General features: G+C 62.2%; 25 protein-coding genes and 1 tRNA gene. 8 read left to right on the forward strand and 18 right to left on the reverse strand.

Annotated features, from left to right (window positions below; translation table 11 throughout):
* Positions 1 to 6: 6 nt before the first annotated feature.
* Genes GR702_RS03315 through GR702_RS03335 form a run of 5 tightly spaced genes read right to left on the reverse strand, consistent with a single transcriptional unit; the run spans position 7 to position 3,515 of the window.
* Positions 7 to 762 (reverse strand): DUF6602 domain-containing protein, encoded by a 756-nt coding sequence (locus tag GR702_RS03315; RefSeq protein WP_474100215.1) that lies wholly within the window; start codon positions 760 to 762, stop codon positions 7 to 9.
* The gene (locus GR702_RS03320; protein WP_160984555.1) at positions 723 to 1,625 is read right to left on the reverse strand and encodes a CBASS oligonucleotide cyclase; all 903 of its coding nucleotides are present in this window, start codon (positions 1,623 to 1,625) and stop codon (positions 723 to 725) included. Before GR702_RS03320 ends, GR702_RS03315 begins: the two co-directional genes overlap by 40 nt.
* A complete protein-coding gene (locus tag GR702_RS03325) occupies positions 1,622 to 2,122 on the reverse strand; it encodes an HORMA domain containing protein (protein WP_160984556.1) in 501 nt (166 codons plus the stop codon). Before GR702_RS03325 ends, GR702_RS03320 begins: the two co-directional genes overlap by 4 nt.
* Positions 2,119 to 2,595, reverse strand: coding sequence for a hypothetical protein (locus GR702_RS03330; RefSeq protein WP_160984557.1), 477 nt, complete (start codon positions 2,593 to 2,595; stop codon positions 2,119 to 2,121). The genes GR702_RS03325 and GR702_RS03330 overlap by 4 nt, the downstream gene beginning before the upstream one ends.
* The gene (locus GR702_RS03335; RefSeq protein ID WP_237449535.1) at positions 2,592 to 3,515 is read right to left on the reverse strand and encodes an AAA family ATPase; all 924 of its coding nucleotides are present in this window, start codon (positions 3,513 to 3,515) and stop codon (positions 2,592 to 2,594) included. Before GR702_RS03335 ends, GR702_RS03330 begins: the two co-directional genes overlap by 4 nt.
* A gap of 299 nt (positions 3,516 to 3,814) precedes the next feature.
* On the opposite strand from GR702_RS03335, the gene GR702_RS03340 reads away from it, so the two are divergent.
* On the forward strand, positions 3,815 to 4,141 hold the full coding sequence (locus GR702_RS03340) for a helix-turn-helix domain-containing protein (protein WP_160984558.1): 327 nt from the start codon (positions 3,815 to 3,817) through the stop codon (positions 4,139 to 4,141).
* 1 nt (position 4,142) lies between these two features.
* Positions 4,143 to 5,048, forward strand: a complete 906-nt coding sequence (locus GR702_RS03345; RefSeq protein WP_160984559.1) for an ImmA/IrrE family metallo-endopeptidase — start codon at positions 4,143 to 4,145, stop codon at positions 5,046 to 5,048.
* A gap of 160 nt (positions 5,049 to 5,208) precedes the next feature.
* Here the strand turns inward: GR702_RS03345 and GR702_RS22010 are convergent, their stop codons facing one another.
* From GR702_RS22010 to GR702_RS03365, 5 genes are all read right to left on the reverse strand, one after another.
* A complete protein-coding gene (locus tag GR702_RS22010; RefSeq protein ID WP_188082358.1) occupies positions 5,209 to 5,367 on the reverse strand; it encodes a hypothetical protein in 159 nt (52 codons plus the stop codon).
* A 313-nt stretch (positions 5,368 to 5,680) separates the two neighbouring features.
* A complete protein-coding gene (locus GR702_RS03350; RefSeq protein ID WP_160984560.1) occupies positions 5,681 to 6,595 on the reverse strand; it encodes a DUF2493 domain-containing protein in 915 nt (304 codons plus the stop codon).
* Positions 6,596 to 6,923: 328 nt separating this feature from the next.
* Complete coding sequence (locus GR702_RS03355) at positions 6,924 to 7,955, reverse strand: DUF7146 domain-containing protein (RefSeq protein ID WP_160984561.1); 1,032 nt, start codon at positions 7,953 to 7,955, stop codon at positions 6,924 to 6,926.
* A 120-nt stretch (positions 7,956 to 8,075) separates the two neighbouring features.
* Positions 8,076 to 10,229, reverse strand: a complete 2,154-nt coding sequence (locus GR702_RS03360; RefSeq protein WP_160984562.1) for a ParB/RepB/Spo0J family partition protein — start codon at positions 10,227 to 10,229, stop codon at positions 8,076 to 8,078.
* Positions 10,230 to 10,356: 127 nt separating this feature from the next.
* On the reverse strand, positions 10,357 to 11,556 hold the full coding sequence (locus GR702_RS03365; protein WP_160984859.1) for a DUF932 domain-containing protein: 1,200 nt from the start codon (positions 11,554 to 11,556) through the stop codon (positions 10,357 to 10,359).
* 139 nt (positions 11,557 to 11,695) lie between these two features.
* Here GR702_RS03365 and GR702_RS03370 point away from each other — a divergent pair, with 139 nt between their 5' ends.
* From GR702_RS03370 to GR702_RS03380, 4 genes are all read left to right on the forward strand, one after another.
* Positions 11,696 to 12,022, forward strand: a complete 327-nt coding sequence (locus GR702_RS03370) for a type II toxin-antitoxin system PrlF family antitoxin (protein ID WP_160984563.1) — start codon at positions 11,696 to 11,698, stop codon at positions 12,020 to 12,022.
* Positions 12,022 to 12,513, forward strand: a complete 492-nt coding sequence (locus GR702_RS03375; RefSeq protein ID WP_160984564.1) for a type II toxin-antitoxin system YhaV family toxin — start codon at positions 12,022 to 12,024, stop codon at positions 12,511 to 12,513. The genes GR702_RS03370 and GR702_RS03375 overlap by 1 nt, the downstream gene beginning before the upstream one ends.
* 67 nt (positions 12,514 to 12,580) lie before the next feature.
* Positions 12,581 to 12,817 (forward strand): hypothetical protein, encoded by a 237-nt coding sequence (locus tag GR702_RS22015; protein ID WP_188082514.1) that lies wholly within the window; start codon positions 12,581 to 12,583, stop codon positions 12,815 to 12,817.
* Between the two features lie 18 nt (positions 12,818 to 12,835).
* On the forward strand, positions 12,836 to 14,533 hold the full coding sequence (locus GR702_RS03380) for a recombinase family protein (RefSeq protein WP_160984860.1): 1,698 nt from the start codon (positions 12,836 to 12,838) through the stop codon (positions 14,531 to 14,533).
* Here the strand turns inward: GR702_RS03380 and GR702_RS03385 are convergent.
* The 4 genes from GR702_RS03385 to grxC all read right to left on the reverse strand — a co-directional run bounded on the left by GR702_RS03385 (position 14,492) and on the right by grxC (position 16,242).
* Positions 14,492 to 14,568 (reverse strand) — tRNA-Arg (locus GR702_RS03385). The two genes, GR702_RS03380 and GR702_RS03385, sit on opposite strands and share 42 nt — an antisense overlap.
* A 65-nt stretch (positions 14,569 to 14,633) precedes the next feature.
* A complete protein-coding gene (locus GR702_RS03390; RefSeq protein WP_160984565.1) occupies positions 14,634 to 15,140 on the reverse strand; it encodes a DUF1178 family protein in 507 nt (168 codons plus the stop codon).
* A 7-nt stretch (positions 15,141 to 15,147) separates the two neighbouring features.
* On the reverse strand, positions 15,148 to 15,975 hold the full coding sequence (locus GR702_RS03395; protein WP_160984566.1) for a carbon-nitrogen hydrolase family protein: 828 nt from the start codon (positions 15,973 to 15,975) through the stop codon (positions 15,148 to 15,150).
* 3 nt (positions 15,976 to 15,978) lie between these two features.
* Entirely contained in the window at positions 15,979 to 16,242 is a 264-nt protein-coding gene (grxC, locus tag GR702_RS03400; protein WP_160984567.1) for a glutaredoxin 3, read from the reverse strand.
* Between the two features lie 180 nt (positions 16,243 to 16,422).
* Here grxC and GR702_RS03405 point away from each other — a divergent pair, with 180 nt between their 5' ends.
* Complete coding sequence (locus GR702_RS03405) at positions 16,423 to 16,893, forward strand: Hsp20 family protein (protein WP_160984568.1); 471 nt, start codon at positions 16,423 to 16,425, stop codon at positions 16,891 to 16,893.
* A 174-nt stretch (positions 16,894 to 17,067) separates the two neighbouring features.
* Here GR702_RS03405 and GR702_RS03410 read toward each other — a convergent pair whose 3' ends face one another.
* The 4 genes from GR702_RS03410 to tpiA form a co-directional block, all read right to left on the reverse strand.
* Entirely contained in the window at positions 17,068 to 18,108 is a 1,041-nt protein-coding gene (locus GR702_RS03410; protein ID WP_160984569.1) for an oxidoreductase, read from the reverse strand.
* 10 nt (positions 18,109 to 18,118) lie between these two features.
* On the reverse strand, positions 18,119 to 19,753 hold the full coding sequence (locus tag GR702_RS03415) for a CTP synthase (protein WP_160984570.1): 1,635 nt from the start codon (positions 19,751 to 19,753) through the stop codon (positions 18,119 to 18,121).
* Between the two features lie 142 nt (positions 19,754 to 19,895).
* On the reverse strand, positions 19,896 to 20,303 hold the full coding sequence (gene secG / locus GR702_RS03420) for a preprotein translocase subunit SecG (protein WP_160984571.1): 408 nt from the start codon (positions 20,301 to 20,303) through the stop codon (positions 19,896 to 19,898).
* A 138-nt stretch (positions 20,304 to 20,441) separates the two neighbouring features.
* Positions 20,442 to 21,200, reverse strand: a complete 759-nt coding sequence (gene tpiA, locus GR702_RS03425; protein ID WP_160984572.1) for a triose-phosphate isomerase — start codon at positions 21,198 to 21,200, stop codon at positions 20,442 to 20,444.
* A gap of 350 nt (positions 21,201 to 21,550) precedes the next feature.
* Between tpiA and GR702_RS03430 the strand changes: the two genes are divergently transcribed.
* Positions 21,551 to 23,500 (forward strand): peptidylprolyl isomerase, encoded by a 1,950-nt coding sequence (locus GR702_RS03430; RefSeq protein ID WP_160984573.1) that lies wholly within the window; start codon positions 21,551 to 21,553, stop codon positions 23,498 to 23,500.
* Positions 23,501 to 23,506: the final 6 nt, after the last annotated feature.

The following is a 23,506-nucleotide window of genomic DNA, read 5'->3' on the forward strand; positions in this document are numbered from 1 at the left end:
GCGCTGCTAATCGGCCAGCCAGCGGGCATAGGCTTCGATATCGATCATCGGCACCGTACCACTGAATTGCAGCATAGCGATGAGCTTGAACAGAAAGGCAGTGGCAGGCTTCCCCGCTTCGACCAATTCGAAATGGTCATCGCGACGGAACATGTGGCCATGGGCAGCGACGCAGCCAATATCGAGCACACCTTCGTCAAGATTGGCGGTCAGGGCTTTGCGTAACGGTTCGCCGAGCGGCGGTGACCACTCGCTCTCAAAGCTCAATATGCCGCCAAGAACGCGTATTGGCGGCTTGGGAGCGTAGGTGCCACCCGCGTGCGGGATCGGCAGACTTGTGCGATCTAGCCTACGCACGCTAGCGACCTTTTCCTGCGCATAGGAAATCATGCCCGCATCAAGGGTCTGCTTTGCCTCGAAGACCGCATAAATACTCTCGGCGGGTACTACTGTCTGTCCCTCGATCTTGAAGATGAACGGCGTGTACTGGCGATCGAACACCACAAGGTCGATCTGTTGGCTGAAATTTCCATGGCTATCCACAACGAAGGCCTTGGCGACCTGATAGCGTTGCGGGAGGTAGGTCCCGAGCAGATCCAGCCAAACATTCTCGCTACCATCTCCCTTGGTGCCGGGATGGGCAAGTGTTGCCCGTACCGAACGCAGCCGGTGCTGGATGTCCTCGTGCAGCGTGGCGAGGATGGTCGAGAGGGACCAATCGCTCATGACAGCGGAAACTTCGGGCCGAACAAAGCGCGCCACGCCTTGAGCGCCTCGCCATTCCGCCCGCGCCGGGCATGGTCAATCGCCGCACTCGCTTCCTTGCTCGCCGCCTGAAGCAGCGTGCGTGCGCGCGCCTTGCGCGCCGCGTCCATCCCGTTGCTGACCGGCGGACCCAACCCTGCGGGATCGGGCCATTGGTCAAGGATCCTGTCGGCCAACGTGGCGAAGAAGGACTGAATCTCGTAATCGAAGCGGCCATGCCAGCCCCCGTAAAGGCATTCGAGTGCCATCACCTCGATGAGGAAGGACGGCTTGACCGGCTTCTCGCCATGCCGGCGATTGTTGTTCCAATATTTGACCATGCGGACCAACCCCTTCCACTCGCTGGAAAAGGCCTGGTGCGCCGCTGTTGCCTTGTCGGCATGGATTTCGGGATTGGTCTTAATCCATTCACCCAAGTCGCGATCAGGAATTTCGTAGTTGTCGCCATCGGCAAAGGCCGGGACGACGTCGATGCTCAGCACCTGATAGTCGGTGTTGTCATCCTGGTCGGGCACGACCCCGAACGAGACGCAAACTGATCGCCCCTGCTTGCGGACCGCGGTCTCGCCATATTTATCGATAAGTGCAGCGTGAAAATCGTCGATGACGGTGTCGGGACTCTTGTCGCGGTAGTCTCGCTCTGCCTCGCCAAGCACGAAGAAGATATCGATATCCTTGAGTGGCTTGGTCTTGGTCCAGCGCTTGTATGATCCCGTGAGGAAATCGCGGTCGATTGTGAAGCGCGTACGTAGGAACTCGCGCACTTCGGTGTGCCGCTTGCTCGCGTCGGCCTGCTCCTTTGTATTAAGCTCGAGCCGGCTCTTGAACTTGCGAAATGCCTCGTCGACGGTGAGCGTCATGCACGCCTCCAATATGCGGCGCTGGCTCCCAACCCGCTATGTTCGATAGTGGTGCCAAGCGCATGGCGGGCAAAGCCGTCGGTCGAGCGACCGGTGCCATCGCTCCACCCCATCACCGATGGATGCCCCGGCTTCACCCTGAGGAGCATGTCGTATTTGGCTTCGGACGGCGCGATTCCGGCCTTGTGGATCGCGTAGCGGAGCTGGTCGGTGTCGGTGTAGAAATTGCCGTCGCCGCTAGACCATTCATACGCAATGTCGATGTCCCAACGAATGATCAGGGCGTTGGTTCGCGGGTGGAATATCTCGAGGACGACGCAGGTCAGATGGCCCGACTCGAGCCATTCCTTGATGCCGCGGCGATGCAGCTCCCAATTATCGACGAACTTCGTTGGATCGAGTCCGGACAGCCGGATGATATCCTTGAAGCTCTTCAGGATGTTGTCTGCCACATAGGTAGTGGAGTGCGTGTAGGAATAGGCTGAAACCGTCGTCATGATCCTAGGAACCCCGCTGGATCGAAGGTGAGGCCAGCCGCCGCGTCACTTTTGGTTCCCGCATCAGCGGAGAGACCGTCGGAGACGTCGCGGGCGGTGATGCGCTTGCTGTGGCGCGCCAGCGCGGACTGAACCCAGCCAAGATCGTCGGTGAGGCAAGGCAACGAGATCGCCCAGTCACCCTTCAGGGGGTCATAACCCAGAACATCTTCGTTGCTGTCAGACCCCTCGACGGCATCTTCGTCGTAGAGGCAATAGATCCGCGTGCGCGGGCCGTCGCAGCTCACGACGATCGGCACATCCCGGGGAGCCTGATCAGAAATCGTGCTTGCGGCGGTTCCCGCCACCGCGATCAGTTCCTCGCGGTCTGCGACAGGGCATGCCCTGGTCAGGAGATCGACGATCGCCGTCCATGTCTCGTGCGCGTCGCGCGCGGGACTACTGGCGAAAGTACGGCGGAATACGGTGCTCATCTTGCAGCACTCCACTCAGTCGTACCGCGCCCCTTGCTGGCCGCCTTTGCGGCGGCGAGCAGTTGCGTCACGTTCAGGCGTTCAGGGTGCATGGCGATCTCGGGGGACGCGGCAAAGGCGTTGGCAACCATCTTGCGAATTGCGCGGCCGTCGAGACCTACGCTCGCAGCAGCGCATGCCGAAAAGTCGCGATGTAAGGCGAGTTCACCGATCGCGGGGTAAATCTTTGCCAGTCCGTTGAGACAGTCGCGCAGGATGAGTTCGCACGCATGTTTATCGGGCAACGGAATTTCGAGCACCAGGTCGCAGCGCGAGGTGAAGGCGCTGTCGATTGCTTGCGGGAAATTGCTCGTCGCTATGAAAAGTAGATTGTTGTGGCGCTCGGCGAGCGCGTCTAATTGGACGAGAACAGCGTCGGTCGCGCGATGCACATCGACCGGATTGGCATCCATGCTAAGTTTGGACCGGTCAACAGCGAGGGTTTCGACTTCGTCCAGCAGAACGATTGTTGGGCCTTGCATCGCTGCTTCCGAAATCGACTGGGCGAACAATTCGGAAACAGCGCGTTGCGTCTTGCCCATGGCCGAGCTTGTCAGCGTGTGGGGCTCGATTTCGAGCAGCCGGAAGGGCGCGCCCTTGAACGACTCCGCGGTACGATGGGCAAGGCCGCGGGCGAGCGAGGTTTTCCCAGTACCGGGCGGCCCAACCATCAGGATCACCCCATGCAGCGGCAGAACCGTACGCGGCACCTTTGGGCGCATCGTAAAATTCAGCATTGCCTGGGAGAGGAGCTGTTGTTTAATTTCCCGGTCGAGGACGATCGAGTCCCATAGTGCGCCAAGTACGGGGTCAGGTAGCTCGCGACTCGCACTAATCCCCTTAGCGAGATCGGCGTCGTTAGCTGGGGCAGTGCGCATCATCTGGTCCTTCGAGATATTGTGTGATTAAACTGATCGCTGGCAAACGATTTGCATTGGTCGCAATCGACTGAATGTTCGCATCGGTGACCAGCTCGTTTGACGATCCAGCTTTGCGAGTGCGCTGTGCTGCGGATTGCAAATCATACGTCTTCCCTGTCGGATTCGTCCTTACGAGATCGTAAGATATATCGAACATCGCTTGCGGTCAACTGGTCGGACGAAAATGTTCGTTTGACCGAACGAGTCTTGATTCATAAAGGGACAGCGGGATAAAATATTGAGTGGTAGGAGATCAAAACATGTCGTTAGCGACGAAGCTTCAGAAACTTCGCACGGCAAAGCGACAGTCACTTCAGGATGTCGCTGACGCCATCGGGGCATCAAAGGCGCATGTTTGGGAACTGGAAAAGGGCACGGCCAAGAATCCGTCAATTGAGCTCGTCCGGAAGCTAGCTGATCATTTCGGCGTTTCGATTGCCAGCCTGGTCGGAGAAGGTCCAGATGAGGGCAACGACGATGAACAATTGCTCGTAATGTATCGCGACCTGAAAACGCTTGATGCAAAAGAACGCGAGTTGATCGAGGACATCATCAAAGGGATGCAAAAGCGGCGCGACGGGGGGTAGGATGGATATAGACCGAGTCGAACTTGCGGACTGCGGTTCGCCGGAGAAGATCATTGCCGAGATCATGCGGCAAGTGCCTGAAATGCAGATTCCTGTTCCGATTGAGGAACTCGCCGTGGCAGTCGGCATCACCGATATTCATCGCTTGGAAACGGCAAGCTTCGAGGGCGGGCTAGTGACACAGCCTGAACGCGCGAGCGGTGTCATTCTGGTGAACAGCAGAGCTACCGCGCAGCGTCAGCGCTTTACGATCGGGCACGAGCTTGGCCATTATCTGATCATCGCGCACCAGCCCGCATCCACTGGCCAGTTTACGTGCTCGAAAGCAGATATGGCGATCCGTGAGGCGGATCGCGACAATCGTGCGCGGCGGATGGAAATGGAGGCTAATCGGTTCAGCGCGGGCATCCTGATGCCGCTTGCGCGTTTCAAGCCCGACATGCGCAATCTGGGGACACCAGCGCTAGAGCATGTGTTCACGCTGGCTATGCGATACAATATGAGCAAGGAAGCGACCGCTCTCCAATATGTTCTTCATCAAGATGCGGTTTGCGCGGTAATCATCTCAAAGGATGGCGTCGTCCGGCGGATATACAAGCCCAACCGTTTTCCTTTCATCGATGTCCGGGTTGGGACAAGTCTGCCCACGCCTTCGCTCAGCGCGCGCTTGGCCGGTGATCAGCAATCTGATTGGGATGACGTTCACGCCGGGGTGTGGCTGGCGATCGCGAGAGAAGTCCGTCACCATAGCTTGCAGGAACAAGCCTATCGTTTGCACGACGGATGGATAATGACGCTGCTCATTTATGCCGATCAGGACGAAGAAGAGGACAGCGACGGTCAAATTTCAGATGCATATGACGTGTGGGAGAACCCACGTTTTCCATCACGAAGCCGTCGCCGTTAATTGGAGCGGCTACGAGTTCGTTATAACTGGGCCAAACGAAAATGCTTCTATTGCCGACACCGTTTCAAAAACGTTCTAGGCCAAAGGAATGCTTCACGTCGGCTTTTGCTGGGCACGTGAGCATTCCTCTGCGGCTGAAGTCCTGTAAGCAGTTGCCCGCCTAGTACGGATCGTACACCTGAACGATCAGCATCGGATCGCCATCATAATCGGCATCGGTCATGACGGCGTAACCATCGCTGGTCTGGATCAGCACCACGCAGGTCATCAGCGTCTTGGCGAGGCTCCAGGCGAACTTTTGGGCGGTGGGAAGCGACATGATCTTTGCTCCTGTCTCAGGAGCGGGGACCGCCCCCGCTCGACAGGCGCACAGGCGACCGACGCGCGGCCGCGATCACCGGAGGCGGAGCTGAAGGCCGCAAGCTGTGCTTAGCGGACCCCTTGCGGGTTGATCGTCACAAGGCAGCGCATTGGTCAGAGGTAAGCCAGAGAGAGCGGGGCGTTCCCGCTTCGGAAGGGGATGCAGTGTCGGTTTTCCGGCCGGAGTTTTGCTGTCGTGCCACTCACGCTGTTGACCATCGGAGCAGTGCTCCTGCCAGCGATCAGGCAATGCCCATTGATCAGGTCGGCGGCTAACCCTTGCGGAAGTCGAACACGGGGATGCCGAGCTTGCGGGCTTTGTCGGCAAGGTTGTCCTGAATGCCAGTGCCGGGGAACACCACGACCCCAATCGGCAGCACATCGAGCATCGCATCGTTGCGCTTGAACGGTGCCGCCTTGGCGTGCCGAGACCAGTCAGGCTTGAAAGCCACCTGCGTGACTTTGCGATTGTCGGCCCAGCAGGCGGCAATACGCTCAGCACCTGATGGCGCGCCGCCGTGCAGCAGAACCATATTCGGGTGTTTTGCGCGGACCCGGTCCAGTGCCGCCCAGATGGCGTCGGTGTCATTGCAGTCCTTGCCGCCGGTAAATGCGACCTTGGGGCCAGCAGGCAGCATGACCTGGGTTTCGGCTCGGCGGCGGGCGGCAATGAAGTCGCGGCTGTCGACCATGGCTGCGGTCAGCGCGCGGCGGTTGACGAGGCTGCCATGGCGCGGATGCCAAGCCGAACCGGTATGGGTGCGATAGAGATCGCAGGCAGCATCGCGCATCAGTTCATGGGCATTGCGCCGTTCGATCAATGTCAGACCCTGGGCCAACAATCGCTCCAATTCGACCGATGCCACCTCCGAGCCGTCCTGGTCGCGCTGCGATCGGCGCTGTGCCTGCTCATTGTCGTCAAGTTCGCGTTCGACGCGTTCGGCGGCGCGGTGGAACAGATTGACCGTTGACCACAGCAAGTCGTCGAGATCGGGTTCGAGCCGGGTATCGGCTAGCGTACCGATCAGAGCGTCGAAAATGTCGGCAACGGCACCTGCGACACGGTCGCCTTCGGGTAATGGTCGCGGATCGGGTTCGTCGTGGAATGGGCGGAAGCCGTAGAGTTGCAGTTCGTCGAGTAAATGGGCGGTCGGGGATTGCTCCTGGGGTTCGTCGTGCTCGGTCATGACGGGCGCTCCGTTGTCGGACCGCGCCTCTCGCGGCCTTCATGGGCGAGCAAAGAGCGGGGGCGGACCGGGTCGGCACCGATGTGGCCGAAGCGCAGCGGAGGATGGCGAGCACGACTTTCTTGGCGCGCGAGGAGCCGCAGATCCGGGGTCCCCGCGCGGCTTGACGCGTGGGGTGGTCGCGGCGGGGAAGAAAGTCGCGCACAGCCATTGCCGGCCCAGTCGGCTTCCGCTTCTCTCGCCCCTCTCGAAGGCAGAGGCGCGGCTCTGTCCGGAGTGATGGATCATGACGAACATAGCTCGGGCGCAGAGACCTCACCGCCTATGCTCAGCCGATGAACTGTTCGGCATCCTCCGGGGCAAGCTGCACTCGCACCGCTGCCCGCATCTCGTCCCGGCCAAGCCGCTGCAAATCGTCATTGAAGTCACCAAGGGTGGCAGTCAGCATCAACGGCTCGATACCAGCCACGATCGCGCGCTCGGCCAACGTGTCAGCCGCATGTTGTCCAGCGGGATCGTTATCGCGCGCAATGTAGAGGCGGCGCAGCGATGGCGCGATTCGCAACGCGGACAGGTGACCCGCTGAAAGACCGGCGATCATGGGTATGGTCGGCATGATCTGACGGAGCGACAGTGTCGTTTCGATGCCCTCTCCGACGACCAGGACTGATCCGGCCCGACCGAACCGCAAGCCGTTGCCGAGGAGATGACCCATGGCGCGACGCGGAGTAGCAACGGATGCCTTTCCGCTGCCGTTCGGATCGAGCCAGGTGCGGTGGATGCCGGTCAAAGATCCGTCATCACAGCGGATTGCTGCAATCAATGCCGGGAACGCGCTCGGCGTGCCGGGCGGATCGTCTTCGTCGGCGCGATACCAGCAGTTGGGATGGAACCGTAGCGAGCCGCACGCGCGCAGGTCGATGATGCCTCGCTGGCGCAGATACGTCTCGGCAAGCGTGTCATGGATCGGCTGCGATATCGCCCACAGCCGTCGTGCAGCTTCCGGCGATCCGGTCGGTACGGGCGGCAGCGGTTCAAATGCCTTTAGTTCTGGCGGCGGCAGAGCCAGAAAGCGCCGCGCTTCCTCGAGCGTGTCGGCAAGAGATGCAAATCGCTGGTTGGCGGCGATAAGGTCGAGCAGATCGCCATGCTCGCCGGTGGCCGCGTCGGTCCATTTGCCGGCAGCACCCTTGCCGGCGTCGGGTCCGGTCAGTCGCACGAACAGGCTGCGCCCCGGTGTGCCTTCGACATCGCCGATGAGCCAGTAGCGGCCCTGTCGGCGGCCTTGGGGTAGATAGTAGCGGCAGACGCTCTCGGCATTGCGAGCAAGCTGCCGGGCAAGGTCGGATGCATCTGGCATCTGATCCTCCTGAGACAAGAAGAGGGTCCGCCGCGCCCAAGCAATCCCCACGAAGCAGGCTTCGCGGGGACCCCGATGCACGGCGGACCCTCAGTTGCGAGCGGGTCTGGGGAGCGCGACCTACTCGGCGGCGACGGCGAAGGGGGTGTCGCCCTCGGCCTCGGCATTGTCGTCGATCAGCGCTTCGTCCGCCACGGACCGTGCGCCGTCGTCTACCGCCGGCTGCGCTTCGCCAATGGCATCGGCATCGACCATGGCCTCATCAATGGGCGACTCGACCTCGCTTTCGGTCGGCGCTGGCAGTGCGCGACCGGGTGTACGCAGCGGTTCGGGCAACCAGCCGCTGCCTTCGAGCAGCACAGCTGCCCGTGCCGCCATGTCCGGCTTCTTGAGATGCGCGATGCTCTCAGCCACCTGTTCGCCCTTTGCTTCGCCCACTGCCTGAACGATCCGCGCCTTGGTCACGCGGCCAAGGAATGTGTCCGCGGTTGGAGCCCAACCCGCTGCCGCCATGTCTAGATCGACCGCTTGCGCGAGGCTGTCGGCGTGGGCGAGCGCACGCGGCCTGCGGTTGTAAGCCTCGAACGTGGCGTTGACCGTGCAGGCGACGCAGTGGGCGAACAGCGACTTCTGCTGTTCGCCGTCCATGTCGCCAAGGGCATCCCACAGTGCTTCGGGTTGCGCGGGCAGCAGATCGGCAAGCGCCCGGTGCCGCGCATCGATGGCCTGTGCGGACGCCGTGTCGCCAAGCCCAGGTGCCTGCTGGCCAAACCCGACATGCTTGGCGTCGAGTTCGAGGCAGCTGTCTAGCGCATAGCGGTAGAACAACCGCAGCACGATCGCATGGAGGCAGGCGTGGAATGCCACCTCCGGCGACCGGGCCACTGCATCGCGCAGGGCGATCGTGCGGTGCGCGGTCAGTTCGGACATCAGCCGGTCAGGAATCGGGCGGAGGCCTTCATCCTCCTCGGGCTCAGGCGCAACCTCAACATTGCTGTCGATGCCGGCCTGATCGCCGCCATCGTCGGTGCCGTTGTCGGCATGGCCTTGGTCCCCTTCCACAACAGCACCTTGCTCGGGCTCGACGGGCAGTTCGTCCTCGGGCCGAACGAACCCGCGCTCGATCCGCAGGCTACCGTCGGGTGCGATGCTGATGAATGCACCGGCCCGCGCAACCTCATCGGCATCATAGGCCAGCGGCCTCTGATCGAGCGCTTCGATCGCGGTTTCCAGCTCGCCCAGCCGTTCGTCGACCTCGTCGGGCAGCTCGGGCGAGTCCTCGTGCTCGGCAATCAGCCCATCGTATTCGGCCTGGAGCGCATCGCGCGTGGCCTGCTCTTCAGCGGTGATCGCCACCGGCGTGCCCCGGAGCTGGCGAAGGCCATAGGTATGGCCATAGGGAAAGTCGGGCGCTGCATCGATCCAGCGCCAGCCTTCGGCTTGCACCTTCATCGCCTCATCGCGCAGGCGTTCGGAGACCATCAAGTCGACCAGCCCGACATCCTGCAGCCAGCCGCCGTCGTCACCCTGGAACAAGTCGCGCATGACGCCGCCGCCCGCCTCGATATAGGCATCGATGTCGATGAAACGGGCGCGCTTGTCGCAGGCACGCACCGCGCCTTCGGTCAGCATCCGGCGGATCGCGTATGGCTGGCGGTCGTAGGAGCCGGCGAGCCGTTCGAAGACCTGCTCCTGACGCTCATGGTCGCCATTGACCGTGAACGCCATCAGCTGGTCGAGCGTGATCTCATCCTCGGCATAGGCGTCGAGGATCTTCGGCGACACGCTGGCGAGCTTCAGTCGCTGCTTGACCACCGCGACCGACACGAATTGATGCGCCGCAATCTCCTCCTCGGACTGGCCCTTTTCGCGGAGCGCCAGAAATGCACGGAACTGGTCGAGCGGATGCAGCGGTGCGCGCTGGATGTTCTCGGCCAGGCTGTCTTCCTCGGCATCGCCCTCGGTGCGGATAATGCACGGCACCGGCGCGTTGCGCGGCAGCTGCTTGCGCTTCACCAGCAGTTCGAGCGCCCGGTAGCGGCGACCGCCCGATGGCACCTCGAACATGCCGGTCTCGTTGCCATCGGCATCGACGACGGCGCGGACGGTGAGCGACTGCAACAGCGTGCGCCGGGCGATATCCTCGGAAAGGTCCTCGATGCCGACACCTGCCTTGATCCGGCGGACGTTGGACTGCGACAGCACCAGCTTGTCGAACGGGATGTCGCGTGAAACGCTGAGCGCGAGCTTGGGATTGGGATTGGACTTGGGCATGACACTTCTCCGGACGGCCCGGCCGGGAGCCACTCTCCCGACACCTCGAACCGTCACGAAGCGAAGCGCCGCCCTCTTCCTCTGAAGAGAGCGACGCCGCGAACCGGGATGACGTTGAAAAAGAGAGCTATGCCGCCACCCGGTCGAACAGCTTCTTGGCGCGACCTTCGAGATCAAGCCGGGCGTCCTGCTGCACCTTGCCCCGCGCGAAGGCGGTAATGCCTTGGACGAAGTCGAACACGAACTCCGGTGGGCGACCTTCCTCGGCCAGAACCGTGTCGATGATCTTGGTGGTCTCTGCCTTTCCGAACCCCCGCTTGCGCAGGAAATCGCTCCGATCTTCATCCGAGCGCGCGACGATGCGCTCGCGCGCTTGCCGGATGCCGTTGACGAACGGCAGCGGCGAGGAATCCGCGAACCGGGTCAGCGCCGGTGCCGCCTCATATGCAAAACGGTTAGCGGCGTATTTGCTGTGCCGGATGCTGATCTCTTCGAAGTCCTCGACGCCCCAGAGGTTGCGGTTCTGGCAGACGGCACGGAGGTAGAAGCTGGCGATGCCGAGTGTTTTGGCGCCGACCTCGCTGTTCCAGCAATAAAAGCCTCGGAAGTAGATGTCGGGCGATCCGTCTGGCAGCTTGCCCGCCTCAATCGGGTTGAGGTCGTCGACCAGGAAAAGGAACACGTCGCGGTCGGACGCATACAGCGTGGTCGTATCGGCGCTGATATCGACCATGGGATTGTAGATGCCGGTCGACCAGTCGAGCACGCCCGGCACCTTCCAACGCGTGTCGCCCGTGCCGTTGCCAGCGATACGCTGCACGGCAGCGACCAGCTCATGGTCGTAGATTCGGCCGTAATCTGGACCGGTGACCGCGCGCAGTTCCATGCGGCCGTCATCGGTCTCCAGCGTCTTGACCTGCTCTGCGCGGCGGTTGGTAAGCCCATATTGCAGGTTGATGCCTGCCAGCGGCGCCGGAAGCTGGCGCAGATACGCCGCCGGCGCGCCGACCAATGCTGCCAGCTGTCCGAAGCTCCAATGCGTTGGCGAGATCGGTTGCTCGGCACCAGGCAGGATCAGGTCGAGCCGTTCAGCATCGTCGCGGCTGGCTTCGACCCGCACTGCGGCACTTTCCACCGTGCGCGTGCGGCTGCGCTCGGCCCGGCCCTTCACCGAGGCCATCAGCGCATTGAGCGACAGATAGCGCTCGTCGGCGGGACGACTGAACCATTCCGACGAAACCCGACCTACCCGCTGGCCGCGACCGACATCGACCTTGTAGCCACCGCTCAGGTCAGGGCTCGCGTCGAGAACTTGAACTTGTGTCATGACATGTCTCCGCGACGGCCCGGCCGAGAGCCTCTCTCCCGACACTCGAACCGTCACGGCGACAGCCGCCGCCCTCTTCCTCTCTTCTTGACTTTGTAATGCGATCTCCTTACGAGCAGCAGGCGTATAGGAGACCGCCATGTCCGCAATGCTTGAAGAGATCAGCACCATCACCGCCAAGGGCCAGACCACGGTTCCGAAGTCGGTCCGGACCGCACTTGGCGTCGATTATGGCGGCAAGATCGCGTTCCGAGTCGACGAGCGCGGCGTGTCGGTCCACCGCGCGGAGGTCGATAACGAAGACCCCGCCATTGACCGGTTCCTGGCGTTCCTTGCCGACGACATTGCCCGGCGACCCGAGGCGGTCACTGCGCTGACGCCGGCACTAGCCGAGCGTCTTGCGGCGCTGACCGAAGGTGTGAAGGTTGACCTCGAAGCGCCGATCGATGGCGACGTCGATCTGTAATGCTGGAGGTGAACGGGTGGCAGCTATTCGCCCATCCGCTGTTCCTCGATCAGATCGAGAGGTTGGCAGCGGCGGCCGAGAAGGCGCAAGCAAAAGACCCGCGCGGCTGGCGCAAGTCGGCCAACGCGAAGCTGCTCGCTGCCCTGCGCCAGTTGGTGTTCGAGAAGATCCCGCAGGATCCCACCCGTCCTGAATACCGCCAAGGCGGCACACTCGGCGATGCGCGGAAACACTGGTTCCGGGCCAAGTTCGGCGGCGGGCGGTTTCGATTGTTCTTCCGCTACAGCAGCAGCGCCAAGGTGATCGTGTTCGCCTGGGTGAATGACGAGAACAACCTGCGGACCTATGGCTCGAAGTCTGATGCCTATGCTGTGTTCCGCAAGATGCTCGACAGCGGCAACCCGCCCGATGATTGGGTGGCGCTGATGGCAGCGGCAAGTGACGATGAAGCGCTCCAACGATTCGAGGCGGCTACGCCGGAAGCGCCGTGAGCACGTATCTGCACTACGCTGGTAATCAGGGTTTGCGCGACGCGATATGCAGCGACAGCATCGGCCCATGCCGCTGCCACGCAAACGCCGGATCCGCGCGCCACGCAAATGGTCGCAAGACATTGGTGACCTGCATGATTATGTTAAGGCACCGCCGCAACGCGCATATGTCGGCAAGACAGACACAGAGATCGCTGTCTCAGATGACTGGCCCGATCAGGTTCCGATCAGCGACGCTGAACTGCGCGTCATCGAAGGCCATTTGCGCAGCGAACTCGACAAGCTGTTTGGTCCGCTGCCGTGATCTGAGGAGTAGTAAGCCATGACCAGCACGGCCCGCCGACCGGATCAGGAGGTGGTGCCGGTTGCCACCACCGCGCGCGCTGCGCTTTATCTGCGCGTCTCGACCAGCAAACAGGCCGAAAGCGACCTGTCGATCCCTGACCAGCGTCGTCAGATCGAAAGCTATTGTCTGTCACGCGGCTGGGAGGTTGCTGACACATTCGTCGAACCGGGTAACACTGCCACCGATGATCGCCGACCTGCATTCCAGGCGATGATCGAAGCGGCGATGAGCAAGCCGCCTGCGTTTACCGTGATCGTCGTTCACAGTTTCTCGCGCTTCTTCCGCGATCAGTTCCAATTCGAGTTCTATGTCCGCAAGCTGGCCAAGAACGGGGTTAGGCTTGTCTCGATCACCCAGGACCTTGGCGATGATCCGATGAGTGTCATGATGCGGCAGATCATGACCCTGTTCGACGAGTATCAGTCGAAGGAGAACGGCAAGCACACCCTGCGCGCCATGAACGAGAACGCCCGGCAGGGCTTCTGGAATGGCGCACGGGCACCGATCGGCTACCGGATCGTGGCAGCCGGGCAGCGCGGGGCAAAGATCAAAAAGGCGCTGGAAGTCGATCCGATTCAGGCTGAAACGGTGCGGCGCATTTACCGAATGGCGTTGAACGGGGTTGAAGATCGCGGGCCGATGGGACTCAAGGCGATTGCGAGCTGGCTCAACGAGAACAACATCCGCACCCGTGATGGTGGGCGATGGGGTGTGGGAGCTGTTCACCAAATACTGACCCGCACGACCTATATCGGCCAACACCGGTTCAATACGCGCGATCACAAGACCCGGCGGCCCAAGCCGGAGAGCGAGCATGCGATCATGGAAGTGCCGGCTATCATCTCAGAGGTTGAGTTCGAAACCGTGCAGCGGTCGCTGAAGGCGCGAAGCCCGAAGATGATGCCGCCGATGGCAGTGGGTGGTCCTACACTGCTTACAGGCATCTGCTTCTGCGCTTGCTGCGGCGGCGCGATGACGCTGCGGACCGGGACCAGCAACACCGGCAAGGAATATCGGTACTACACCTGCGCGACCAAGGCCCGACAGGGCGTGAAGGGTTGCCCCGGCATCACCGTGCCCATGGACCGGCTGAACGACGCCGTCATCGCGCATATCGAGAAGCGGCTGCTTGAACCGGTGCGGCTGGAAGCGCTTATGGACCAGATCCTCGAACGCAGGGACGACTGGGTCGCCCAGCGCCGACTGCACGTTGCCGATCTTGAGCGCCGGGCGACGGAAGCCGAAGCCAAGCTCAAGCGGCTCTACGAGGCCATCGAGAATGGCGTGCTCGATATGAGCGACCCGTCGCTCAAGGACCGCATTGCCGAACTGGCCGCAACCCGGGATCAGGCGCGCGGCGACGCTGACCGTGCGGTATCGCACATCGAAAAGATTGGTCCGGCAATCACACCGGAAAGTCTTCGGGCCTTCGCGAAGGCGGCCCGCAAGAAGCTGCGCAACAACGATGGGTCGTTCGCTCGCGACCATATCCGTGCCGTTGCGCAACGAGTCGAAGTGATCAGTAAGACCGAGGTCCGCATCCGCGGTCAGCGCAGCGAACTGCTTAGAACCTTGACCGCCGCCTCTGGCGTAGAGGCGGCGGTGCTAGGCGTTCGTGGTTTTGAACCGAAATGGTGCGCCCGACAGGATTCGAACCTGTGGCCCCCAGATTAGGAATCTGGTGCTCTATCCTGCTGAGCTACGGGCGCACTCGAGCGCGTCCTAGCTTGCATGTTCAGCCTTGGCAATCGCCGCAAGCGCAGGAATTGACGCCTCAGTTCGCCTTTTCCGGAGGAACCACGGGAAGCAGAAGCGGCAGTACAGCGATCCCCTCATCGACGAGTTCGCGCGCTTCCTCGACCGTCGCCTGGCCATGGATGCTTTCGGCTTCCGATTCTCCGTAGTGGATAGCGCGGGCATTGTCGGCGAACTTGTCTCCGACGAACCGCGAGGATTCCAGTGCTGCCGCCTGCAACTTCGCAAGAGTCTGGATCATTTCAACAACCTGCGGCGGTGGTTCCGGTACTGGTGCAGGTGCGATCGCAGTCATTTTCGACGACGGCGCTGGCACGGGCGCGGGGCGACCGGCCTGGCCTTCCGGCAACTGGTTGCCCTTACGAGCGAGACGGGGTGCCTGGACTGCCTTGCCGACTTCACCGGAGCCGCAATGGGGGCAGGACACATAGCCTCGCTCCTGCTGGCGCGTATAGTCGTCCGAGGATTTGAACCAGCCCTCGAATCGGTGTTGCCCGGTGCGGCATTCCAGGTCGTAGACGATCATCGAGTGCCTATGTGGCGACCGGCCGTCGGTTGGCAAGGCTCGGAAGCTGCGATCTCACTTCAGCGATCCGGGCGTGATCGACATCCACGAAGCCCAACCCAGCGCCTCTGCCGTCCAGCGCACCGCCCATGTCCAGAATTACCTCGCCCCAAGGATCAACCGCAATCGAGTGCCCGAAGGTTTCGCGCCCGTCTTGATGGCGCCCTACCTGCGCCGCCGATAGCACGTAAGCGCTGGCTTCCACCGCTCTAGCCCGCTGCAGAAGGTGCCAGTGTGCCCGCCCGGTGGGAACGGTGAAGGCAGCCGGAATCGCGATCACATCACAACGGGCCCGCCCCAAGGCTTCGAAGAGGGCGGGAAAACGCACGTCGTAGCAGATGGCAAGTCCAACGCGGCCGACCGGGGTCTCGACCGTGACTACCTCGTCCCCCGGGTGATAGGCGCTGGATTCCCGCCATGTTTCTCCTGATGCCAGATCGACATCGAACATGTGCATCTTGTCGTAGCGAGCCCGAATTTCGCCGCTACTGTCGACAACGAAGGCTCGGTTCGCCAACATGCCGTCCGGACGCTGCACCGCCAGCGATCCGATGTGTACCCACATGCCATGGCGTCTGGCAGCCTCGCGTACCTGGATCAGGACAGTGTCCTCGCTCTCCGCCCTGATCGAAGAGCGTGCGCGATCCCTCTGGCGATCAAGCAAGCCCGACATCTCGGGTGTGAAAAGCATTTCGGCACCGCCAGTCCGCGCCGCTGCAACGGCGTCGACAATGACCTTGCCGTTCGCGCCTGGATCGATGCCGGTCGTCATCTGCAACAATGCGGCGCGGACCATCGCTCAAAGCCCCAGGACGGCGTCGAGCTTGCCTTGACGGTCGAGAGCGCTGATGTCGTCGTAACCGCCGTATGGCTTGTTATCGACAAGAACCTGGGGAACGGTCACTGCACCCGGAACCCGCTCCACCATCTCTGCGCGCTTGGGCCCGCCCATAGTCACATCGTACTCCTCGTAGGACACGCCCTTCCCGTCCAGCAGCGACTTCGCTGCGACACAGTAGGGGCAGCCCCACTTCGTATAGATCTCGATCCTGGGCTGGGTCATTTTGGAAGCTCCTTCACGAACGCTCGGCCTTGCAAGCGGTGGGTTACGCGGGCCTTGAAAGGCACGCGGGCTATCATATCTAGGAAGTCGAGTCATGGCCCGCCATGGGGATGGCTCATCAAGCGAGGCGCCGATCGTCGGGCCTCGATTACGAAGATTGCTCATAGGAGGATTTTTGTCATGAACCGTATCGACTTCACGCCCTACCGCCGCACCATGGTCGGCTTCGACCGCCTGTTCGACATGATCGAGAACCAGGGACGTGCGAGCACGGGCGACAAGTACCCGCCGTTCAATATCGAGCGTCGCGGACAGGACGCCTATCGTATCACGCTCGCCGTCGCGGGCTTCAAGGCGGCCGATATCGACATCACGGCGCAGGCGAACCTTCTGGTGGTCAAGGGCCAGAAGCCCGATGAAGGCACCGAGGGCGAGTTCCTGCACGTCGGTATCGCCCAGCGCGGCTTCGAACGTCGGTTTGAACTGGCGGACTATGTCCGCGTCGACAGCGCCGACCTTGCTGACGGCCTCCTCGTGATCGACCTTGTCCGAGAGGTTCCCGAGGCCATGAAGCCAAAGAAGGTGGCGATCGGCGGCAACCGGCTCATGGTTGTCGAAGCGGATGGCGCGGAAGAGTCGGCTGCTGCCTGACCCGGAGCGCAGGTGCCCACCTCCGTCCCTTTAGGTGGGCGCCTTCTTGATAAACATGTGACCTAATCGGGGCGGTCCGTTGTCCGGGCCGCCCTTCTGTGTTGCCTTGGGTTGTCGCCGGTCTTCAGGGAAGAACCCTGCCCCAGCGCATGTTCATGAGGCGACGGGACGGCGCTATCGCGAGATCTGAAGCGATAGATCGACTGTTCGCCTTTCACTGGTGGATACAAGCGCCGCTTCGATCACCTGCTGGACTGCCAGTATCTCCGCCGAAGAGGCAGGTGGCGGTCCGACGCCAAGACATGCCTCAGCCATCATGGTGTAGAAACGTTGCTGCGAACCGCGAGGAGCAGGCAGCGAGCGTGACTGGCCCTCGCCATCGATTACGAGGAGCGGGTCTGTGTCCAGCCCCCAACTCTCGTGAGCAGGCGAAAGTCCCGCGACGGACTGCCCCTCCTGCGGATCGAGCTTCTGCTTGAGCAGCGTGCCACGTATGCCGTGGACGCGAAAACGCGGCTCTCCGCCAGCGACACACATTCCGGCATGAAGAACCGCCCGCATGCCCGGATACTGAAGGACGATATGGGCCCAGTCCGCCGCCGCGCTTCCGTCACGGAGCATGTCGATATCTGCGGTCACCGCACTTGGGGGCCCGAAGATCTGGATGACCTGGTCGACAAGATGAGGACCGAGGTCGAACCAGACTCCGGAGCCCGGACTGCCGTCCTCCCTCCACCGATCACGAACGTTTGGGCGGAACCGGTCGAAGTGCGATTCGAAGTGAACTACTCGCCCGATCAGGCCTTCGTCGATGGCTGCGCGAACGGCCATGAAGTCCGTGTCCCACCGCCGATTGTGGAAGACACTGAGAACAACCCCTCGTTCACGCGCAAGCTCGACGAGGGCCTGAGCCTGCGTCAGTTGCAACGTGAAAGGCTTTTCGACGACAACATGTCGCCCGGCCTCGATCACCTTACGGGCAATGTCCGCATGCGTGTCACTAGGCGTCGCAATAACCACCAGGGCGATCGCGGGATCCGCCAGCAATGTATCCACATCCGAAACAACCGCGATTCCATCGCAAGGTGGTTCCGTTTGGGGCCTCCGCGACACGACGGCTTTCAGGTCCAGCTGCTCGCAAGCCCGGATGTAGGGCACATGAAAGACCCGGGTCGCCATCCCGTTGCCGATGATGCCGACGCCGATCTCTTTCATGGTTAAACCCTCAGACGAGCCTCGCCTGGCGCAGTGCCGCGGCAATGAAGCCGGAGAACAGCGGGTGCGGTTCGAATGGCCGTGACTTCAGCTCGGGGTGGAACTGCACGCCGACAAACCAGGGATGCTCCGGACGTTCCACAATCTCTGGCAACAGACCGTCCGGCGACATGCCCGAGAAGATCAGGCCGTCGCCCTCCAGCGCCTCGCGATAGGACCCATTGACTTCGTAGCGATGGCGATGGCGCTCGCTGATCTCGGTCGATCCGTAGATTGCCGCCACATGACTGTTGGGAGAAAGTGCCGCCGGGTATGCCCCCAAACGCATGGTGCCGCCAAGATCGCCGCCCTCCGCGCGGGTCTGCAGGCCGTCCTCGGTCATCCATTCAGTGATGATGCCAACGACCGGCTCTTCCGTGGGACCGAACTCGGTAGAGCTTGCCTTCTCGATACCCGCAGCGCGTGCACCTTCGATGCAAGCCATCTGCATGCCAAGGCAGATTCCGAAGAATGGAACGCCGCGCTCGCGCGCGAAGCGAACCGATGCGATCTTGCCTTCCGTCCCGCGCTCGCCGAAGCCACCGGGCACGAGGATCCCGTGCATGGGCTCGAGCGCGGCCGCGATGGCAGCGTCTTCCTGCTCGAAAATCTCCGCGTCGATCCAGCGGACGTTGACTTTCACCCGATTGGCCATGCCGCCATGGACAAGCGCCTCGTTGAGTGACTTGTACGCATCCTGCAGGCCGACGTACTTGCCAACCACGCCGATCGTCACCTCGCCCTCGGGGTTCTGGTAGCGATCGGTGATGTCATCCCAACGTGAAAGCTCGGGCGGCGTGGCCGATTCGAGCATCCCGAAGTGATGCAGGACTTCCGCATCAAGGCCCTCACGGTGATACTGCAGGGGAACGGCGTAGATGTTCGGTGCGTCGAGCGCCTGGATGACGGCCTGCGGCCGCACGTTGCAGAACAGGGCAATCTTGCGCCGCTCGCTCTCAGGCAGTTCGCGATCGGCCCGGCAAAGGAGAATGTCGGGCTGTATGCCGAGACCCGTCAACTCGCGAACGGAGTGCTGCGTCGGCTTGGTTTTCAGCTCACCCGCAGCCGCGATGTAAGGCACCAAGGTCACGTGGACGAAGCAGGTCTGTTCGCGTCCAAGTTCGTTGCGCAGCTGGCGCATTGCCTCGACGAAAGGCAGTCCCTCGATGTCGCCTACCGTGCCCCCGATTTCGCAAAGCACGAAATCAAGATCCTCGGTTTCGGTCAGCGCGAAGTCCTTGATCGCATCCGTGACGTGCGGGATGACCTGGACGGTGGCGCCAAGGTAGTCGCCGCGACGCTCCTTGGCGATGATGTCCTGATAGATCCGACCCGACGTGATGTTATCGGCCTTGCGGCCGGACACCCCGGTGAACCGCTCGTAATGCCCAAGGTCCAGATCGGTTTCCGCGCCGTCGTCCGTCACGAAGACCTCACCGTGCTGGTAGGGGCTCATGGTTCCCGGGTCGACGTTCAGATAGGGATCGAACTTGCGGATGCGAACCTTGTAGCCGCGCGCCTGGAGAAGCGCCGCAAGGCTTGCCGCCATGAGGCCCTTGCCCAGCGAGGAGACCACGCCGCCGGTGATGAAGATATGCCGCGCCATGGGAGTCGGCCCTTAAATTGCATGGGGGCCCTCAGGCAAGCGCCAGGAGCCTCATTCCACAGGTCAAACACAAGGAAATGCCGTCTGACAGCGCCAGACGGCATTTCGTTTACGGTGAAACGCCCGGAGGCGTCTATCGCGGTTACTGCTTGGCAGCACCCGAAAGTGGGTCGGCAGGAACGTCCTGACCACCTGCCGGCGCTTCAGCCGGAGCCTGGACGGGAGTCGCAGCCGGGTTCGCAGAACCTGCCAGCGGGTCGGCCGGCTGCGCAGGCGCTGCAGGTGCGGTATTGCGCTCCAGCGAGGTGTCGATATCTCGCCCCGTGGTTTCGTTTACTGCAAGCGCGGCGAGCAAAATGCTCAGCACCACGAAAAGCGTCGCCAAAACCGAAGTCGCCCGCGTCAGAAAATTGGCTGCACCTCTTGCCGACATGAGACCCGAAGGGCTGCCACCGACACCCAGCCCGCCGCCTTCGGACTTCTGGACAAGAATCACACCCACAAGCAGCGCGGCGACCAGCGCCTGGACCACGGTCAGAAAAAGGAACATCTTCGTTTCAGCCTTCTGTCGGGCTACGCACCCGCATCATTCGCCGCGCAGATAAGCGCTGGCGCGTCCGGGCGCAACCCGCCAGACCTGGATAGTCGGAAGACAGTCCGTGAAACGGCCCTGCCCGGTCCGGTGATATCAGTCAGCGCCCATCGAGGCAGCAGCACCGACAATCGCTAGGAAGCTTTCGGCCGTAAGGCTCGCCCCGCCGACAAGCGCACCGCCGACGTCGGGGATGGCCAGCAACTCACCGGCGTTCTCCGCCTTGACCGATCCGCCGTAGAGGATGCGCAGGTCCGCCCCGGCATCTCCGTAGATGGCGACGAGCCTTGCGCGAATCGAGGCGTGCATTGCCGCCACGTCTTCGACAGATGGAACGCGGCCGGTCCCGATCGCCCATACGGGCTCATAAGCGATGGAAAGCTTGTCAACCGCGCCGTCAGTTCGCGGGCATGATCCCTCCAACTGGCTGCCGACGACCGCTTCGGCGTCCCCGGCATCGCGCTGGCTCTCCGTCTCTCCGACGCACAGGATCACGGCGAGGCCCGCCGAAAGCGCAGCCTCCGCCTTTGCCTTCACATCAGCATCGCTTTCCGAATGGTACTCACGCCGCTCGGAATGACCGACGAGCGTAAAGTCCGCGCCTGCATCCTTGAGCATGGGGGCCGAGATATCGCCCGTAAAGGCCCCACTTTCCTTGTGATGGCAATCCTGCCCGCCCACGCCGATGAGCTCGACCGCATCGCGCGTGCGGTAAAGCAGAGTCGCTGGCGGCGCGACGGCCACCTGCACCTTCGGAAAGCGTGCGGCAGCCCGGTCGATCGCGCGCGCCTCGTTGAGCATCGCGCGCGTGCCGTTCATTTTCCAGTTACCGACGATGTAAGGCAATGCAGCCATGTGAATTCCTATTGTCAATTCTCGGCCGAGTCCTGAAAGGAGCCCGGTGCGGATCCTTTAGGCCGACCCTGGACCGCCCGGCGCTGTCCAAGGGAATCAGATGATCCGTGTTGCAGCGCAGCTAGGCCAGTGCGCCATGGCTTGTCAAAATTCATCGGCGGTTCAGTCCAGCGATACCCGACAGATATCACCATAATGCAACAGACTTCGCCAGCGGCTGCTTTTGCCGGCGCAAGATCGAAGCGGCATTGCAGGATGCGTCAGGGCCCCCTAAAGCCTGCGCCCGTTTCATAGGTGACGGGCCGGGTTTATCCGGGCTCTCGCAAAGCTATCGCTGATCGGCACGGTCCATGCTCCATTTCTTTCGCTCGTTCCTCAAATCCAAAGTCGGCGCCATCATCGGCCTGCTGGTGCTGGGCGTCATCGCCCTGGCGTTCGCAAGCGGCGACATAGCCGGGTTCAATACCAGTTCCGGCCTCGGTGCGGACGCCTCCGTCGCCAAGGTAGGCGACGAGGATGTGACTGCCGAGGCGCTCGAGCAGGGCACGAAGCGCGCCTTGGAGCGCGTCCAGCAGCAAAACCCGAATCTCACGATGAAAGTTCTGCTGGAACAAGGCGCGGTGGAGCAGGTGCTCGGCGATCTCATCGACCGCGCCGCTCTCTTCGCGTTCGGCAAAAGCAACGGCATCGAGGCCAGCGATCGGCTCGTCGACAGCGAACTTGCGCAGATACCGGCGTTCCAAGGGGTGGACGGTAAGTTCGACCAGAACGTCTTCCGCCAGGCGCTTGCTCAGCAGCGGATTTCGGAACAGGCCCTTCGCGGCGATATTCGCGAAAGCCTCGTCGCGCGCCAGTTGATGGCTCCCGCTCAGGTAGGGTCGGCGATCTCGCAGTACGCCGCAACCCGCTACGCAGCGCTTCTTGACGAAAGTCGCAGCGGAACCGTGATCGCCCTGCCTTCCCTGCTGTTCACACCGGAGAAGCAGCCGGGCGATGCGGAACTTGCTGCGTTCTACAAGGCTAATTCCAATCAGTTCATTCGGCCGGAGCGCCGGACGATCCGCTACGCCACCGTGGGCGAGGACGCGATCAAGGCTCCTGCAGCTCCCACCGAGGCGGAGATCGCCGCTCGGTACCAGGCCAACAAAGCGGCTTACGGCGCGGCCGACAACCGCAAGATCACGCAGCTGATCGTGCCCACGGAAGCCGCCGCCAAGGCAGTCGTGGCCGAAGTCCAGGGCGGCAAGTCGCTCGAGGTCGCTGCCCGCGAGAAAGGCCTGACGGCCGCTCCGCTGGAGTTCTTCGGGCGCGAGCAACTCTCTACACAGTTTTCGCCCGCCGTTGCGCAGGCCGTCTTCGCGGCACCCATCGGAAAGCTGGCCGCCCCGCAGAAGAGCGTGCTGGGCTGGCACGTCATCCGCGTGGATCAGGAGCAGAAGACACCCGCCCGCACGCTTGCGGAGGTTCGCGGAGAACTGTCGGAGCAGATCGCCTTGGAGAAGCGCCGCAGCGCATTCACCGACGCTTTCAGCCGCATCGAGCAGCAGTTCGCGGACGGCGCGAACCTCAACGAGGTGGCCAAGTCGGTAGGCGCTCAGGTGCAGACCCTTCCGCCCGTGACCGCAGACGGCAACATCTACCTGCAGCCAGGCAAGACCGTGCCTGACCAGTTGCGCCCCGTGCTTGAGACCGCGTTTAAGATGGACCAGGAGCAGCCACAGGTCGCCGAAGTCGAGCGCGGGAAGACCTTCGCTATTTTCGACATCACCGATATCGCGCCTTCGGCTCCCGCTCCCCTCGCGCAGATCAAGGACGATGTGAAGCTCGCGTGGGCAATCGATGCCGGTTCGAAGGCGGCGAAGGCTGCGGCAATTCGCATGCAGGCGGAGATCCGCAAGGGCCGCACCGTCGAGCAGGTCATTGCCGCCTCGGGCAAAAAGCTACCCGCGCCCCAGCAGGTTTCGATGTCGCGAGCAACGCTGGCAGCTGCGATCAATGCCCGCCGCGAGGTCCCGCCGCCGGTTTCCCTGCTGTTCCACATGTCGAAGGGAACCGTGAAGGTGCAGTCGGCGGCAGGAGAACGGGGCTGGTTCTTGGTACTCCTGAAGGACATCGTACCCGGCAAGGTCGAATCGTCCGATCTCGTGAAAAACACCCGCAACGAGCTGGGCGATCAGGTCGGACAGGCCTACGCCGACGCGTTCGGCAAGGCTGTACGCAAGGATGTGGGCGTCAAGCGCAATGCCGCAGCGATCAAGGCCGTTCGCGACCAGCTCGCCGGCAGTGCAGCCGCCAACTGACACTCC

Origin of the sequence: Novosphingobium silvae (assembly GCF_009856825.1) — a bacterium.
Classification (GTDB): domain Bacteria; phylum Pseudomonadota; class Alphaproteobacteria; order Sphingomonadales; family Sphingomonadaceae; genus Novosphingobium; species Novosphingobium silvae.